A 16,014-nucleotide genomic window follows, 5' to 3' on the forward strand; every position below is an offset into this window, starting at 1 on the left:
TGCCCCGGATCGGGGCGCGGCCGACCTACTTGGCGTGCTGCTTCAGCCACGCCTCCATCTCGCCGATCTCCTTCTCCTGGTCGTCGATGATCTTCTGGGCCATAGCCTTGGTGGACGGGTCCTTGGCGTGCTTCAGGGCAACCCTGGCCATCGCGACCGCGCCCTTGTGGTGCGGAATCATGTGGGTGCGGAAATCGACGTCCGGGTTGCCGGTGTAAGCGACGGCCATGTCCTTCATCATGGCCATGTCGGCGGCCTTGAAGTCCTTGGTCGAGGCGTCGTCCTTCGGGTCCGGCTTCATGGAGGACATCGAACCGTGGTCCTTCATGTCCTGCGCGTGGGCGGTACCGGCCAAACCGAGACCGAGAATGGCGGCGATGGCGAGCGTGTTCGGGATTTTCATGGTCGTTACCTTTTTCGATGGCGTGGGATGCCGTCGCGCCGGAACGGACGTCCGCTCCGGCGCGACGGGGCGTCGTGAGGCGCGGCGGCGTTCAGTGACCGTGGGGAGGCTTGGTGGCCGTTCCGTCGGAACGTCCGTGGTCCATCCGCTCGCCGGACTTCGCGGGGGCCGTGTCCCCGAGACGCATGTCGTGGGCAGGCCCTCCCGCCGTGCCGCCGCGGCTCGGCGTGGGCTGCGTCTGCTGCTCGGCGTTCGCGTTGCCCTGGTCGTCGGCGAAGGCGGGCGATGCCGCACCGAAGGCCATCAGAAGGGTGGCGAGAGCGGCGATTTTCATGTGGTGAACTCCTTGGCTCATTGAGGTTGGCCGGTCGCCGGCGTGCAGCTCGTCGACCGATGGCTCCGGCACGGGCACCCGCCTCGGGCGGCTCCCCCTGCATCCCTGCGTGGGATCTTCAGGCCCCCTTCCGGTCGCGCTCGCGACAGGGGGCGATGTTCAGTCGAACTTGCCGCTGGCCGTGGCACCGTCGGGCGCGGTGAGCTGCACGGCGCCCTTCGGGCTGTCCCCGAGCGCCACCGGGGCCGTCCCTGTCAGTCGGTTGCCGTCGGCCGGCTGCAGGGGGACCCGGGTCGGCTTGCCGCCGACGACGAGGATGGCCGTGCCCTTGAAGCCCGTGGCCGGCACCGGCTTCTGGCCGCCGTCCGACAGGAAGACGTCGACGGTCTCGCCCTTGGTAGCGAGCTCGACGTGGAACTTCCCGGCGTCGGCTACCCGGCCGCCGTGCTGGCCGGCGCTTTCGTGGGCGTACGCCGCGGTCGCCGCCATCAGGCCGGCGACGAGGGTCAGTCTGTGCAGGATCATGCTGGTTCTCCTCGGGGGTCAGTAGGCCTCGGCCGGGCGCGGTCGCGCGCCGTCCGGGGACGGGTCGGCCGGCGCCTCGGCGTGCAGGGCGTGCAGCCGCTCCAGCGGCTTGCGGCCGAAGCGCAGGAACAGGACGGGGGTCAGGAAGGTGTCGAGCAGCGTCGCGCTGACGAGGCCGCCGAAGATCGTCACCGCCACCGGGTGCAGGATCTCCTTGCCCGGGCTCGCGGCGTCGTAGAGCAGCGGCACCAGCGCCACGCCCGCCGAGAGCGCCGTCATCAGCACCGGGGTCAGCCGCTCCAGGCTGCCGCGCACCACGAGGTCGGGCCCGAACGGCATACCCTCGTGCAGTGACAGGTTCAGGTAGTGGCTGATCTTCAGGATGCCGTTGCGGGCGGCGATGCCGGTCAGCGTGATGAAGCCGATCATCGACGCCACCGAGAGCGGCTGCCCCACCAGCCAGAGCGCGGCCACCGAGCCGATCAGGGCGAGCGGCACGTTGCCCATGATGATGAGCGCCAGGGCGGCCGAGCGGTAGCGGCTGAACAGGATGGCGAAGACCAGGGCCAGAGAGAGCGCCGAGAGCGCCGCGATGGTCCGGCTCGCCTCCTCCTGCGCCTGGAAAGTGCCTTCCAGGCTGGTGAAGAAGCCGGGCGGCATCGGCTCCTTCGCCACCGCCTCGCGGATGGCGGCCACGACGGTCGCCATGTCGGTGCCGGCCGTGGTGTTGGCCTGCACCACGATGCGGCGCCGGGCGTTCTCGCGCAGGATCTGGTTCGGCCCGTCGGTCTCGCGGATGTCGGCGACCTGGCGCGCCGGCACCCAGCCCGAGGGCGTCTCCAGGAGGAGGTCGCCCAGCCCCGTCGTCGTCCGGCGGTTCTCGGCGAGGCGCAATACCACGTCGAAGCGGCGCACGCCGTCGACGACCGTCGAGACCACCCGACCGTTGGAGAGGCGGCTGATCTGCTCGACGACGGCCGCGGGCTGGACGCCGTAAAGGGCCGCCCGGGTGTAGTCGACGCGCACCTCAAGCTGCGGGATGCGCACCTGCCGCTCGACTTGCAGGTCCGCGAGACCCGGGATCGAGGCCATGCGGTCGCGCAGGGAGTTCGCGACCCGCCGCAGGGCGTCGAGGTCGTCGCCGAACACCTTGAGCGCGATCTCGGCCCGCACGCCCGAGAGCATGTGGTCGAGCCTGTGCGAGATCGGCTGGCCGACGTTGACCGCCACCGGAAGGGCGGCGAGGCGCCCGCGGATGTCGGCGACCAGCGCCTCCTTCGGACGCTTCGTACCTTCGTCGAGCGCCACGTCGATCTCGGAGGAGTGGACGCCCTCGGCGTGCTCGTCGAGTTCGGCCCGACCGGTCCGGCGGCCCACCGCCTTCACGCCCGGGATGTCCAGGAGCAGCTTCTCGGCGATCAGCCCGACCCGGTTGCTCTCGGCGAGCGAGATGCCCGGGTTGAAGGTCATGCTGACCGTGAACGAGCCCTCGTTGAACGGAGGCAGGAAGGCCCGGGGCAGGTTCCAGGCGGCGACGCCCGCGGCGGCGACCGCCACGGCGACGCTTCCGACGAGCCAGCCCTTGTGCCGGAAGGCGACCCGCAGCAGGGCGGCGTTGCCCCGCTTGAGCAGCTTGAGGAAGCGGCTGTCGTGCTCCTCAAGGTTCCTGAGCCCCGGGAGCAGCAGCGACGCCAGCACCGGCGTCAGGGTGATGGAGGTGAGCAGGCTCGCCAGGATGGAGATGATGTAGGCCTGCCCCAGGGGTGCGAAGAGCCGGCCCTCGATGCCCGAGAGGGCGAAGAGCGGCACGAACACCAGGATGATGATCAGCGTCGCGTAGACGATGCCGGAGCGCACCTCGTTCGAGGCCTCCACCACCACCTGGAACACGCTCTTCGGGTTGCCGGCCTTTCGGTTCTCGCCGAGCCGCCGGTAGATGTTCTCGACATCGACCACCGCGTCGTCGACGAGCTCGCCGATGGCGATGGCCAGGCCCCCGAGCGTCATCGTGTTGATGGACAGCCCGAACAGGTGGAACACCACCGCGGTCGTCAGCACCGAGACCGGGATGGCGAGCAGCGAGATCGCCGTGGTGCGCACGTTCAGCAGGAAGGCGAACAGCACCACCGCCACGACCAGCACGGCCTCGACGAGGACGCGCTCGACGTTGCGGATCGAGGTCTCGATGAAGTCTGCCTGCCGGAACAGCACTTGGTCGGCCTTGATGCCGCCGGGCAGGTTCGGGTTGAGTTCCTTCAGTGCGGTCTCGATGCTGCGGGTCAGCCGCACGGTGTCGACGTCGGGTTGTTTCTCGACCGAGACGATGACCGCTGGCTTGGCCATGTAGCCGGCGTCGCCCCGCTTCACCTTCGCGGCAAAGGACACCTCCCCGACCTGGCGCAGGTATACAGGCGTGTCGGCGACCGTCGCGACCACGAGGTTGCGCAGGTCGTCGAGGCTCATGGTCCGGCCGATGCTCCGGATCAGGTACTCGCGGGCGTTCTGATCGGTGAAGCCGCCGCCGGCGTTGGTGCCGAACTGCGCCAGCGCCGTCTCCAGCTGGGCATTGGTCACCCCGAGCGCGCGCATCGCCGCTGGGTTGGGGCTGACCCGGAACTGGCGCACCTCGCCGCCGATGGGGATGACCTGCGCCACGCCCGGAATGGTCAGCAGGCGCGGCCGGATGGTGAAGTCGGCGACCTCGCGCACCTGCATGGGGGTCGCGGTCTCGCTGGTGACCGCCACCAGCAGGATCTGGCCCATGATCGAGGAGACAGGGCCCATCACAGGGGTGACGCCGCGGGGCAGCTGGTCCTGGACGAGGGACAGGCGCTCCGCGACCTGCTGCCGGTTCCGATAGATGTCGGTCCCCCAGTCGAACTCGACGTAGGTGATGGACAGGCCCACGCCCGAGACCGAGCGCACGCGGGTCACGCCGGGGAGACCGTTCATCCGGGTCTCGATGGGATAAGTGACGAGTTGCTCGACCTCCTGGGGGGCGTACCCTTCCGCCTCCGTCATGACCGTGACGGTGGGTCTGTTGAGGTCGGGAAAGACGTCGACCGGCAGCTTGGTCGCGGTGAAGGCGCCGTACAGTACCAGCACCGCGGCGAGCGCGAGGACGAGCAGGCGGTTGCGGACCGACTGGCTGACGAGGAAGGTGAACATCGGGCGGCCTCCTCAGCGAACCTGGTCGAGGAGTTCGGCGCCCTGGGTCACGACCCGCTTACCGGACCCGATCCCCTCGGCCACGAGCACCCGGCCGCCGTCGAGCGGCTCGACCCGAACGGGCCGCGCCTCGAAGCGCTCGGCGGTGGTGTGCTCGTAGACGACGTCCTGCCCGTTGCCGGTGCGCACCACGGCAGAGCGCGGCAGCGCCAGGCCGGCCTGCTCGGTGTCGGTCCCGGCCAGCACCGTGACGAACTGGCCGACCCGCAGGCCGGAGGCGTCGCCCTGGACCGCGAACTGGACCGGTATGGCCTGGTTGCGGTCGGCGAGCCCCGTGCCCTGGTAGGCGAGCTTCAGGGTCCGTCCGTCGGCGAGACGGGCCGTAGCGTTCTGCGCCGCGGTCAGAGCGTCGAAGCTGAGGGCCTCGACCCAGAGGCGGTTTGGATCGACGATCTGGAAGACCATGGCGCCGGGCGCCGCCATCTGCCCGGCCACTGCGGTCGCCTGCGCCACCACGCCGTCGACGGGCGAGACCAGGGCCTCGGGCTGCTGGCGGATCTTGTCGAGGGCCGCGCGGCGGTCGTGCAGGCCATTGAGCTCCGCGACCGCGTCGTCGAGCTGGGTCGTGGCGACGGCGCCGGTCGTGGCGAGCTTCCGGTAGCGCTCGACCCGGCGCTCGACGATGGCGATCTGCTGGTCGAGTTCGCCCTGGCGCTGGCGCATGTCGGAGACGTCGACGGCCTGGACCGGCGGCGTCACCGTGGCGAGCACGTCGCCCTTGCGAACCTTCGTGCCGAGGCGAGGGAAGACGCCGGACGGCGGTGGCGAGATCCGTCCGCCGACCGAGGACTGGACGACGCCGCTGGCGTTCGGGTCCGGGATGATGCGGCCCGGCAACTCGACCGAGCGGTGGAAGCTGCCCTGCTCGGTCATGATGGTGCGCAGGACCAGCAGCCGTTGCGTCGGCTTCGGCACGAAGACGGAGCCGTCGGGCAGGCGCTGCGCGAGGTCCGACGAGGCCGGCGTCGTCTGGCGCGGCTCGATCAGGGCGGCGCCCTCAACGGTTGAGCCGTGGTCCTCGTCGCCGTGCGCGAAGGCGGCGGTGCCGAGGACGAGGGTGATGCCGATGGCGACCAGCGCCACCGCCGGCGCGCCACGGCGCCCGCGTGCGAGCGCCGTCACGAGCACGCCGAGCAGGAAGGCGACGGCGACCGCGGCCACCAGGGCCGGGTCCTTGGCCATCAGCCGTTCCCTGATGCCGTGGGCGACCTCGGAGACGCGCGCCAGGGCAGCCTGAGCCGGGGCCGGCTTGGCAGGCGCCGCGGCCGCGGCGACCTTCGGGTCGGGCACTGTGACCGCCACGGTCAGCACATCGACCGCGTCCCCGGCCGTGACGGTCGCGAGGAGCTCGTGCCGGCCGGGCTTCGACAGCCACGGGACCGGCAGCGCGTAGCCGCCGTCGGTCGTGGCGGTCGCGACCCTGGGACCGTCCGGCGTCTCGACCTCGATGGTCGCGCCGGGCACCGGCTCGTTCGTCCGGAAGCGGTCGAGGAACAGCGTCAGGGTGCCGTCGCGCGGGACGGCGACGAGTTCGAAGGCGTCCGAAAGCGCCTCGCCGCGCGGCGCGATGGTCTTCGAGAGGGGCGGCGGCACGGCGCCGTGGTCGTGGCCCTCGTGGGCAAGCGCAGGCCCCGTTAGGACGGCAGCAAGCAGCGCCACCACGCCATAGGCGGCGGCAAAACGGGTCGACATGAATAGGAATCCTCGCGTCGGGAAGTCCGGACGGCGCCGATAGCGGGCGCATTCCGGGCGTCGCGCGCCTCAGGCGCGCCCTACTTCACGCGAGGGTTCGTGGGGGCTCGGGCAGGGCCTCGGGGTCGACGCCTGAACGGGCATCGACGTCGTGCGGGATCAGCACGACGTTCCCAGACAGGGGCCTGGAAAGCGACGCGGCGCCGGCGACGACGCCGGACGGGCAGCATACCATCGTCCCGCAGCATGAGCCCCTGCAGCCGACAGGGCAGCATCTCCCACCGGCATCGTCAGCCTGCAGCGAAGACAGCGGCTCGGCTGCCGGGGATTGTCCGTCGAGCGCAAGCCGGGTTTCGGCAGGGCCACCGACGATGCGGGACGGGAGGGTAATCGGCCTCGTCGCGACGGGAGGCGCTGCGTTCGCCTGAGTCGTTGATTGATGACGACCGTGGTGGGCATGGCCGTCGTGGGCTTGGACGGCAGACGGCGCGACGTAGGCGATGATCGCGAGGATCACCACCGCCGTCAGGCGCATGATTTGCCGGTCGAGGCTTATGAGGTCTGGCTTACACCGATTTCGGTGGCGGGACCATGTCCGCATGTGAAACGAAAATGGGGGGATGAAGGTTTGGTTGCCGCTGCGGCATTTCAAGCTGCCGCGAGCAGCGGCTCAGCCGGATCCGCGGCCACGGACACGAGATCGGCCCGCAAATTGATCCCGACTTGAGCGCACGGCTCGATGGCTTGGATGGTGCAGGTGATGGGCTTGGTGCAGCCGCCGCATCCGATCTTGTAACGGAACAGGACGCGCTTTCTTTGATGACGTGCCGCGGGTAGTGGGGCTTCCCGATTTGGGAGGGTCGGGGCGTGATGGTTGTTCTTGTGCGAACAAACCAAAATCGCGCATAAGAACCTCGATGGGTGTCGGCGGTTGGCATAGGCGTTGTGCCGTGTTGCAGGAGTGGTGCGCATTCGGTGCCCGCGCGCTCTTGCTTGCCCTGGCCATGTTCATCGTTTCGACCGTTGCGGGCTCCGGCGACGATCTTGCTGATCATGGCGGCCGCTACCAAAACGCAATCGGTGTGGGGACGCTAGTCACGCCCATGCCCACCGAGGCCGGCAATCCGGGTTTGGCCTGCCGCCTCCTTTGTGGCTGCCATCAGGTGGCCCCTCTCCAAGTCTCCTCCCACGTCACGCCGTCGACGGAGTTCGCCGGCCTGGGCTTTTCCTGGGTGGCCGAGGTTCCGACCTCCGTCACTCCCGACCGACTGGCGAGACCGCCCCGCGCGTAAGGTGACGCCGCGCTCCCAAGAGCGCGTTCGCCCGGCCCACATCTCGGCGCCGGTTCGTCCATCACCTGATCCAACGGGAACGACCGTGACCGCCCAAGCAGGCCGTCCGGCGTCCTTGTCGAGCGGCCCCCATGCGCCTCCTCCTGTTCGCGGTCCTCCTGGCCACCGGCATCGCCATAGGCGCAGCCGTCCCCGCCGTCGCCCGCTTCGTCAGGGACAATCTGGCCGCCGCCGGGCTGCCGAAAGACCTGTTCACCATCACCGTGCCACCCATCACCGCCAACCACGAACCCTCGAAGGCTGGGACGCCGCCCGACGGAGATGACGACGTCAAGAAGCCGGGAACCCCCAAGGCCACGAACGGCCACGAGATCGGGAAGCACGGGTACGAGCCGGGCGAGGAGCACCCCGAGAAGGGCGCAATCCGGATGGGACCCGAGGAGGTGGCGGCGCTCAACATCTCGGTCGTGAAAGTCGAGGGCGGCACGCTCGCCCGGCACCTCCTGGTACCCGGCGCCATCACCCCCGACACCGACCGGATCGCGCGCGTCCCGGCCCGGGTCGTGGGTACCGTCACGGAGATGCGCAAGCGCCTCGGCGACCGGGTTGCCAAGGACGAGATCGTCGCCGTCCTCGAAAGCCGTGACGTCGCCGACGCCAAGAGCGAGTACCTCATCGCCTCGGTACGCGCCGAGCTGGAGAAGACCAACTTCGACCGGCAGCAGGCGCTCTGGGACAAGCGCATCTCGTCGGAGCAGGTCTACCTGCGGACCAGGGCAACCTACACGGAAGCCACCTTGCGCGTCGACCTCGCCAGCCAGAAGCTGTCCGCCCTCGGGCTGAGCGCGACCGATGTCGCAGCCGCACAGAAACGAGAAGGTGCCACCCTGAACCAATCCACCCTGCGCCGGTACGAGCTCCGCTCGTCGCTCGCCGGCCGGGTCGTCGAGCGCAAGGTCGAGGTCGGGACGACGGTCGGCGGCAAGGGCGACCCCGCCGACATCTACACCGTCGCCGACCTCTCGACCGTATGGATCGAGCTGTCGGTGCCGACACACGAGCTCGCCATGGTTCGGGAGGGCGCACCCGTAGCTGTCACCCATGCCCATGAGGCCGGCGGCCGCCATGCCGACGGCAAGGTCGTCTTCGTCAGCCCGTTCTTGAACCCGGACACCCGCTCGGCGCGGGTCATCGTCGCCCTGCCGAACCCTGACCTTGCATGGCGCCCCGGCGCCTTCGTCACTGCCGGGGTGGAGATCGCGAACGACGCGGTCGAGGTGCACGTCCCGAAGGCCGCCCTGCAGACGGTCGGGGGCGAGCGCGTCGTTTTCGTGCGCACTGAGGAGGGCTTCGAGAAGCGGGAGGTCGAGCTCGGACGCTCGGACGACGATTCCTACGAGGTCGTCTCCGGACTGAAGTCGGGCGCCACCATCGCGGTTGCCAACTCCTTCATCCTCAAGGCCGAGCTCCGCAAATCCGAAGCGGGCGACGACTGAGGGCGACCGGACCTGATCTCCCGTATCCTCGCCTTCCCCGTTCGACAGGGCTGGCTCGACTTCGTGCCCGATATCAACAGCAACCAGGTGCTGTTCAACACCGTCGCGCCCACGCTCTCGCCCTTCGATATCGAGAAGCAGGTGACCTGACCGGTCGAGACCACGCTCGCCGGCATCAAGGGTTCGGAATACATCCGTTTGCGTTCGCGTAACGACTTCTCCCAGGTCACGGCGGTCTTCGCCGACGAGGTCAAGGTCTACTTCGCCCGCCGCCAGTTGGTGGAGCGCCTAGGCGAGGCGCGCGAGGGGCGGCCGTCCGAATTCCAGCCTCATATGGGGCCGATCATGACCGGCCTCGACGAGATATTCATGTGGACCGTGCGCTACACGGCGCCCGACGCGTGGAAGGCGTCGTGTTTAGGCGAACCGGGCTGGCAATCGGACGACAGATACCTGACACCTGAGGGACTGGGGCTGAGGACGGAGCTGGAGAAGGCCGCCTACCTGCGGACCTTCCAGGAATGGATCGTCCGGCCGCAGATCAAGACCGTGCCGGGCGTGGCCAGGGTCGAGGGCAAGATGTTCGAGCCGATGGCGCCGACCGTCATCATCGCGCTCGTTGCCGCCTTCGTCCTGTCGCTGACCTTCGTGCCGGCGCTGATCGCCATCCTGAAGGACGCCATGACCGCGCTTGTTGCCCTCGCTCGGGTTCGTCCCGGTGACGCTGGCGGCGGGGACCGGCACGGAGGTCCAGAAGCCGCTCGCGACCGTGTTCATCCGCGGCTTGATCAGCGCCACCATGCTGACCCTGGTCGTACTTCCGGCCCTCTATGCGCGCTTCGGCGGCGCCCGCGCCACGGCGCCGGTCAGCCATGACGAGGACGACGGTGGCGCCGCTCTGTTCCGGCAGGTCGCCGAACAGTATCCGTGAGCACCACGCGAACCAGCGGCAGTCCTATCAGGATCGCGGACCTCGCATTGCAAGCTTGACAGACTTCAAGAGCAACGAGACCACTCAGAAATGACGACCTTCCTCGCCTATGCGGGCGCGGCCCTCGCCGAAATCGTTGGATGCTTCGCGTTCTGGGCCTGGCTGCGCCTGGACAGATCACCCCTCTGGTTGCTCCCCGGCATGGCATCGCTTGCGCTCTTCGCCTACCTGCTTACCTTAGTCGAGAGCGAGGCGGCAGGCAGGGCTTATGCGGCCTACGGAGGCATCTACATCGTGGCGGCCATCCTCTGGCTATGGGGTGCGGAAGGCTACCGTCCGGACCGATGGGACGTTACGGGCGGTGCGATCTGCCTCGTCGGCATGACGGTGATCCTGTTCGGCCCACGCCCCTGAGGCCCTCGCGGCGATGCGCGCGGCTTACCCAGGATAGTGCCGAATCTTGTTCTTCAACAAGGGTCGGCTCACGCTCGTGGCAGCCTGCAGTCGCATGCTCAACAGCACGCCTGCGGAGGACCATGCCTCAACCGATCCGCCCAAGCACGGGGAAGGCCTCCACGAGGAGGGAAGCCACGGCGCTCATGCGGTCGGTCACCATCAGCAGCCCCATCGCCACCATCACGCCCCCGCCGACGAGCTGAAGCGCACGACCGAACCAGCGTAGGGTCCGAAGGCGCGCGACGAAGCCTGACAGGAAAAGGGCCGCCGCCACGAACGGCACGCCAAGCCCGAGCGAGTAGACGGTGAGCAGGGCGACGCCCTTGCCCGCGGCCGAGGAGGCCGTGACTGCCAGGATGGCACCGAGGACGGGACCGATGCATGGGGTCCATCCGAAGGCGAAGGCCGTTCCGAGGAGATAGGCGGCGACGGGCCCCTGACCCGGCGGATCGCCGTGCCAGCGCAGCTCACGCTGCAGCCAGGCGGGCCGCAGCAGACCGGCCGTGAACAGGCCGAACAGGATCACCAGCAAGCCCGAGGCGAGGTTCAGCGCCTCGCGATGGGCGAGCAGGGCGAAGCCGAGCGCGCTCGCCCCCGCGCCGAACGCGACGAAGACGGTCGTGAACCCGAGCACGAAGCAAAGGCTCAGGCCGAGCGTGCGCAGGCTGTCGCGCTCGCCGGCGGCCGACTGCCCCGCGACGTACGACACGTAGCCCGGAACGAGGGGCAGCACGCAGGGCGATAGGAACGACACGGCGCCGGCCGCGAAGGCCGCCAGGAAGCCCACGCTTGAGGCGTCGATGGCCATCGGTTCAGCCCCGGCGGAATGATGGACGCAGGATCGTCACTCCTGACCGGCCCCGGCCGCGGCGAAGATCTTGAGAAGGCGTTGGCGCTCCGCCTCGGTCCCGCCGGGCCCCGCCGGCTTGCGTGCCGCCGCACCCCGGACCGGCTCCCGCTTGCCGGCGAGAGCAACCGGGCCCGCGGCCGGCACGGCGACCTCACGCGGCCCTGCGGCCAGAGCCTCGGGGCGGCTCACCTCGCCGAGACCGCCTCCGGCCGCGACCATGGTCTCTCGGAACGACCGGTGCTGGCCGCCGTCCTCGTACACCAGCCGGACGGCGGGCGTCCCGCTCGCCACGAGGGCGGCGACCTGCCGCTCGTCATCCGCCTGCCTCCGCGCGACCGCGCCAGCGGTGGCCTCGTCGCCGGCATCGAACACGTATCGGCCATCGGCGACGCCGACGCCCTGCTCGGCCCCCGTGACCTCGAACCGGTCGGACCCCTCCTTGAGGTTCCTCCAGAACGCGATGTTCGGGTCCTGGCGATGCCGGGCCAAGTTCTCCGGCGTCATGCGGAACGGGTAGGACTGGAACTGGACGGCGCGCTGGCCGCCCGCGAAGGCCTCCCGCACCACGGCATAGAGTTCCGAGATCACCTCGTCCGTCATCGCGAAGCAGCCCCGCGACGAGCACGAGCCGTGCACCATCAGGTGCGCGCCGGTGCGTCCCAGGGAGCGGTCGTACTCGTTCGGGTACCCGAGATTGAACGAGAGATAGAGGCTCGAATTCGGGTTCATGGACGCGGGCGTCACCGCGTAGAAGCCCTCCGGCGCCTGCCGGTCCCCCTCCCGGGTCTTGGGCCCCAGCTGACCCGACCAGCGGCACATCGCGTAGGTCTTCAGGAGGGCGTACTTGCCGTCCGTGCCGCGCTTCCAGAGCTCGATCTCGGACTCCTTCTTGTAGGCCCGCATCAGGATCGGATCCGCCGGCGAGACACCCTTGGCCGACATCAGGGCCAGGGTCGCCGGCGGGATCGGCGCGAGGTGGCGCGTCGAGGCCGCGTACTGGCCGTCCTGGCAGGCGGACAGCGCCAGGAGGAGGGCCAGACCGAGCGTTGTCGTCTTCAGCATGTCGGCCTCGCCGAGGTCGGCCTCCGAGCCTGGGCTCGAAGGGTTGATGACAGGTTGCCGTGGCTGCGGTTCGGCGGAAGCGGGCCGCTTACGGGATCGGATCCCCGGCGCTGCGATGCCTCCGCCGCAGGGGAAGTCCGTCGAGGAGCAGCAGCACCACGCCTGTCGAGATCCAGACGTCCGCCAAATTGAAGGTGAACCAGCGGATGCCGCCGGTGTGCAGGTCGAGGTAGTCCGTGACGACGCCGTCCATGAGCCGGTCGACGAAGTTGCCGGCGGCCCCGCCCGCTATCGCGGCGAGCCCGAGGCGTTCGAGCCCGCCGCCCGCGGCCAGGGCCCAGCCGGCCACGAGGCAGGTGAGCGTGCCCTGGATGGCGAGGAGCAGTGCCAGGGAGGACGGGTCGTGCGCCGGGAACAGGCTGAAGCTGATGCCGTAGTTGAATGACAGGCTCAGGTCGACGAAGGGCAGTGCGCCCCTGACGGCGCCTTCCTCCAGCCACGCCTCGGCCACCGCCTTGGCGACGAGGTCTATGGCCGCGGCGGCCCCCGCCACCCCGGCCACGGTCGCCGCCCGGCCGGCCCACCCTGACAGGGAGATCATCAGGCCCTCAGGAGACGGAGCGCGTTGGCCGTCACCAGGACGGTCGCGCCGGTGTCGGCCAGGATGGCCGGCCAGAGGCCGGTGATGCCTGCGACGGTCGTCATTAGGAACACGGCCTTCAGGCCGAGGGCGATCGCGACGTTCTGGCGGATATTGCCCAGGGTCGCCCGAGAGAGGGAGACCAGCGCCGCCACGTCGCCCACCCGGTCGTTCAGCACCGCCGCGTCCGCCGTTTCCAGGGCCGCGTCGGTGCCGCCGCCCATCGCGATGCCGACGCTGGCGGCGGCGAGCGCCGGCGCGTCGTTAATGCCGTCGCCGACCATCGCCACCGGAGCCGCCGCCTTCAGGGCCGCGATCTCGGCGAGCTTGTCCTGGGGCAGGAGCTCGGCCTTCACGTCGAGCCCGAGTTCGGACGCGACCGCCTCGCCCGTGCGCCGGTTGTCGCCGGTCAGCATCACGCTGCGGACGCCGAGCTTCCGCAGGGCCGAGATGCCGGCCGCCGCGTCGGCGCGGGGCTCGTCCCGGACCGAGATGGCGCCCAAGGCCTCGGCGCCGCGGACGACGATGACCACCGTCTTGCCGCCGGCTTCCAGGTCCGCGACCGCGCGCTCGGCCTCGGGGCCGAGCCGCGCGCTCTCGGCGGCGTGGCGTGGGGAGGCGACGAGCACCGTCTGACCCATCACCGTGGCCGACACCGCCTTGCCGGGGATGGCGCGGGCGTCCCGCGTCGGGCGCAGCGGCACCCCGTCCGCGCTCGCCCGGTCGAGGATGGCCCGGGCGATGGGGTGGCCGCTTCCGCTCTCGACCGCGGCAGCCAACCCGAGAAGCGAGCGCTCCGACGCGTCCGGGGCGAAGACCAGGATGTCCGAGACCCGCGGCCGTCCGGCGGTCAGCGTCCCGGTCTTGTCGAACGCGACCGTGTGCACCCGCCCGATGACCTCCAGTGCGGCGCCGCCCTTGACGAGCAGCCCGCGTCGCGCACCGGCGGCCAGTCCGGAGGCGATGGCCGCGGGGGTCGAGAGCACCAGCGCGCAGGGGCAGGCGATGAGGAGGAGCGCCAGGCCCCGGTAGATCCAGGTGCCCCAATCGGCGCCGAGCAGCGGCGGCACGACCGCAACGGCGGCCGCGAACGCGAACGCGATGGGCGTGTAGACCGCGCTGAACCGGTCGATGAAGCGCGCCGTGGGCGACTTCGACGCCTGCGCCTCCTCGACGAGGTGCAGGATGCGGGCGACTGTGTTGTCGGCCGCCGTCTTTGTGACCCGGACCTGGAGCGCGCCATCGGCGTTGACGCTGCCGGCGTAGACCGGGTCGCCGACCTCCTTGGGCTTCGGGACCGATTCGCCAGTGATGGGGGACTCGTCCAGGCTCGACGCGCCGTCGGTGATCACCCCGTCGGCAGGCACACGGTCGCCCGGCCTCACGACCACGACTTGCCCGATGGCCAGCGACGCAGCGGCCACCTCGCGGATGGTGCCATTGGCCTCGTCGACGAGGCGGGCGGTCTTCGGCACCAGGGCGGCGAGCGCCTTGATGCCGGCACGCGCCCGGCCCGCCGCCACGACCTCCAGCATCTCGCCGACCGTGAAGAGCAGCACGACGATGGCGGCCTCCTCGGCGGCGTGGATGGCGAGCGCCCCCGCGGTGGCGACCGACATCAGCATCTCGATGGAGAAGGGCGTGCCGGCCAACGCCGCCACGGCCGCGCGGCGGCCGTAATAGGCGAGCCCGACGAGCGCCCCTGGCCAGTAGGCGTACTCGCCCGCCAGGCCCGGCGCGATCCGCTCGACCAGGAAGCCGGCGGCGAACAGGGCGCCGATCAGGATGCCCAGCCGCGCCTTCCGGCTCCGCCAGAGCGGCGGCTCAGGCTCCTCCGCGGTCCCGGCGGGCGGGGCGCCGCCCGAGGCTTGGGCCATGGCTAAGTCCGCGGCCGTGGGGAGCAGCGCGACGCCGTAGCCCAGGCGCTCGATACGCCCCTCCAATTCGGTCCTCGGCGTCGCAGCCTCATCGAGCGCGAGGTCGAGGACTTGGCTGCCGTAGTTCACGCGCACGTCCGCGACGCCCGGCAGCCGGGAGACGGCGGTCTCGATCTTCCCGGCGCAGGTCGGGCAGTCCATGCCCTTGACCCTGTAGCGCAGGGCCTGCGGACCGTTCGTGGGGAAGGATGTGCGGTCCGCGCCGGCGGCCTGGCTCATGGTGCGCTCCGTTCGCCGGGCTCCTGGTCCGGACTGGGAAGGCCCCCTACATGCACCCTGTAGTCACTACAGGGTCAAGGCCGTGCGGAGCGCTTCTTCCATGACCATCGGCAGCCTCGCGGAGGCCACGCAGACCCGTGTCGAAACGGTCCGGTGGTACGAGAAGGTCGGGTTGCTGCCCCCGCCGGCGCGGTCGAGCGGCAACTACCGGCTCTACGGGCCCGAACACCTGCGCCGGCTGAGCTTCATCCGCCGCGGTCGCGCCCTCGGCTTCACCGTGGAGCAGATCCGGGACCTGCTCGCCTTGGCGGACGACCGGGATCGCTCCTGCGGCGAGGTCGACACCATCGCCCGCGCCCATCTCGCCCACGTGGAGCGCAAGCTGGCCGACCTGACCCGGCTCGCCTCGGAACTCCGCGAGGTCATCGGCCAGTGCGGCTGCGGGTCGGTCTCCGACTGCCGCATCATCGAGGCGCTATCGCCGTTGGGTGAACCCGCGTGAGCGATCTGGGCGCGGGGGTCAGCGAGCGACGTAGGGCATCATCAGCACTCGGCTCTCGAACAGCCCCTTGGCCGCGAACCCGCAGCACGCGACGGCGAGGACAGCGACCGTGATCGCGACGAAGGCTCGGCGCGCGGCGGTCCGGACGTGCGGCCTGATGCGACGGCGGCGGCCCGCGTTCCTCTGGCCCCAGGAATGGCGTTCCACGCGAACCGCCCCGTTCCGCCCGACGAGCATCGCAGGCTTGCCACCGCGACCTTAAGAGGCCCGGGGATAACATGCCGGCGGCCAAAGCCCGAAGGGCCGGCGCGGTCAACTCGCGAGAGACAAAAAGACAGTACTACGCGAGGCGAACTCAGGATAGAACAGCCTCGGAAACCAAGAAGCCCACAGGTTGGAACCTGTGGGCTTCACACGGGCCGGAACCCATGGGTTGCTGACGGCGCA

The 16,014-nt window shown here is 70.1% G+C and carries 16 protein-coding genes and 1 pseudogene; 5 read left to right on the plus strand and 12 right to left on the minus strand.

What is annotated here, in order from left to right:
• Positions 1 to 25 precede the first annotated feature (25 nt).
• The 6 genes from copM to HNR01_RS17835 form a co-directional block, all read right to left on the minus strand.
• The gene (copM, locus tag HNR01_RS17810) at positions 26 to 403 is read right to left on the minus strand and encodes a CopM family metallochaperone (RefSeq protein WP_003596982.1); all 378 of its coding nucleotides are present in this window, start codon (positions 401 to 403) and stop codon (positions 26 to 28) included.
• 91 nt (positions 404 to 494) lie between these two features.
• Positions 495 to 737, minus strand: coding sequence for a hypothetical protein (locus tag HNR01_RS17815; RefSeq protein WP_003596981.1), 243 nt, complete (start codon positions 735 to 737; stop codon positions 495 to 497).
• Positions 738 to 896: 159 nt separating this feature from the next.
• Positions 897 to 1,262, minus strand: a complete 366-nt coding sequence (locus tag HNR01_RS17820; protein WP_003596978.1) for a hypothetical protein — start codon at positions 1,260 to 1,262, stop codon at positions 897 to 899.
• Between the two features lie 18 nt (positions 1,263 to 1,280).
• Complete coding sequence (locus tag HNR01_RS17825) at positions 1,281 to 4,430, minus strand: efflux RND transporter permease subunit (protein WP_003596977.1); 3,150 nt, start codon at positions 4,428 to 4,430, stop codon at positions 1,281 to 1,283.
• A gap of 12 nt (positions 4,431 to 4,442) precedes the next feature.
• Positions 4,443 to 6,182, minus strand: a complete 1,740-nt coding sequence (locus tag HNR01_RS17830; protein WP_012455885.1) for an efflux RND transporter periplasmic adaptor subunit — start codon at positions 6,180 to 6,182, stop codon at positions 4,443 to 4,445.
• A gap of 85 nt (positions 6,183 to 6,267) precedes the next feature.
• Entirely contained in the window at positions 6,268 to 6,717 is a 450-nt protein-coding gene (locus HNR01_RS17835; RefSeq protein WP_238224428.1) for a hypothetical protein, read from the minus strand.
• A gap of 888 nt (positions 6,718 to 7,605) precedes the next feature.
• Here HNR01_RS17835 and HNR01_RS17840 point away from each other — a divergent pair.
• Positions 7,606 to 8,970, plus strand: coding sequence for an efflux RND transporter periplasmic adaptor subunit (locus HNR01_RS17840; RefSeq protein ID WP_003596971.1), 1,365 nt, complete (start codon positions 7,606 to 7,608; stop codon positions 8,968 to 8,970).
• 12 nt (positions 8,971 to 8,982) lie between these two features.
• Positions 8,983 to 9,546 (plus strand): annotated as a pseudogene (locus HNR01_RS28255) (efflux RND transporter permease subunit); the annotation flags it as partial.
• Here HNR01_RS28255 and HNR01_RS28260 read toward each other — a convergent pair.
• Positions 9,471 to 9,653 carry a hypothetical protein gene (locus tag HNR01_RS28260; protein WP_017484334.1) on the minus strand — a complete coding sequence of 61 codons (183 nt, stop codon included), beginning with the start codon at positions 9,651 to 9,653 and terminating at the stop codon, positions 9,471 to 9,473. The pseudogene HNR01_RS28255 and the gene HNR01_RS28260 overlap by 76 nt on opposite strands.
• A gap of 35 nt (positions 9,654 to 9,688) precedes the next feature.
• Between HNR01_RS28260 and HNR01_RS28265 the strand changes: the two genes are divergently transcribed.
• Both HNR01_RS28265 and HNR01_RS17860 read left to right on the plus strand, forming a co-directional pair.
• Complete coding sequence (locus HNR01_RS28265) at positions 9,689 to 9,901, plus strand: efflux RND transporter permease subunit (RefSeq protein WP_158022301.1); 213 nt, start codon at positions 9,689 to 9,691, stop codon at positions 9,899 to 9,901.
• A gap of 90 nt (positions 9,902 to 9,991) precedes the next feature.
• The gene (locus HNR01_RS17860) at positions 9,992 to 10,315 is read left to right on the plus strand and encodes a YnfA family protein (protein WP_003596966.1); all 324 of its coding nucleotides are present in this window, start codon (positions 9,992 to 9,994) and stop codon (positions 10,313 to 10,315) included.
• Positions 10,316 to 10,442: 127 nt separating this feature from the next.
• On the opposite strand, the gene HNR01_RS17865 is transcribed toward HNR01_RS17860, so the two are convergent.
• The 4 genes from HNR01_RS17865 to HNR01_RS17880 form a co-directional block, all read right to left on the minus strand.
• Entirely contained in the window at positions 10,443 to 11,165 is a 723-nt protein-coding gene (locus HNR01_RS17865) for a cytochrome c biogenesis CcdA family protein (protein WP_003596964.1), read from the minus strand.
• A gap of 36 nt (positions 11,166 to 11,201) precedes the next feature.
• The gene (locus HNR01_RS17870) at positions 11,202 to 12,269 is read right to left on the minus strand and encodes a L,D-transpeptidase family protein (RefSeq protein ID WP_012455884.1); all 1,068 of its coding nucleotides are present in this window, start codon (positions 12,267 to 12,269) and stop codon (positions 11,202 to 11,204) included.
• Between the two features lie 88 nt (positions 12,270 to 12,357).
• On the minus strand, positions 12,358 to 12,870 hold the full coding sequence (gene lspA, locus HNR01_RS17875) for a signal peptidase II (protein ID WP_012455883.1): 513 nt from the start codon (positions 12,868 to 12,870) through the stop codon (positions 12,358 to 12,360).
• A complete protein-coding gene (locus tag HNR01_RS17880; RefSeq protein WP_012455882.1) occupies positions 12,870 to 15,065 on the minus strand; it encodes a heavy metal translocating P-type ATPase in 2,196 nt (731 codons plus the stop codon). The genes lspA and HNR01_RS17880 overlap by 1 nt, the downstream gene beginning before the upstream one ends.
• A 100-nt stretch (positions 15,066 to 15,165) precedes the next feature.
• Here HNR01_RS17880 and HNR01_RS17885 point away from each other — a divergent pair, with 100 nt between their 5' ends.
• The gene (locus tag HNR01_RS17885; RefSeq protein WP_003602894.1) at positions 15,166 to 15,567 is read left to right on the plus strand and encodes a MerR family transcriptional regulator; all 402 of its coding nucleotides are present in this window, start codon (positions 15,166 to 15,168) and stop codon (positions 15,565 to 15,567) included.
• A gap of 18 nt (positions 15,568 to 15,585) precedes the next feature.
• On the opposite strand, the gene HNR01_RS17890 is transcribed toward HNR01_RS17885, so the two are convergent.
• A complete protein-coding gene (locus tag HNR01_RS17890; RefSeq protein WP_231343946.1) occupies positions 15,586 to 15,774 on the minus strand; it encodes a hypothetical protein in 189 nt (62 codons plus the stop codon).
• Positions 15,775 to 16,014: the final 240 nt, after the last annotated feature.

The organism is Methylorubrum rhodesianum, from assembly GCF_014199985.1.
Classification (GTDB): Bacteria; Pseudomonadota; Alphaproteobacteria; order Rhizobiales; family Beijerinckiaceae; genus Methylobacterium; species Methylobacterium rhodesianum.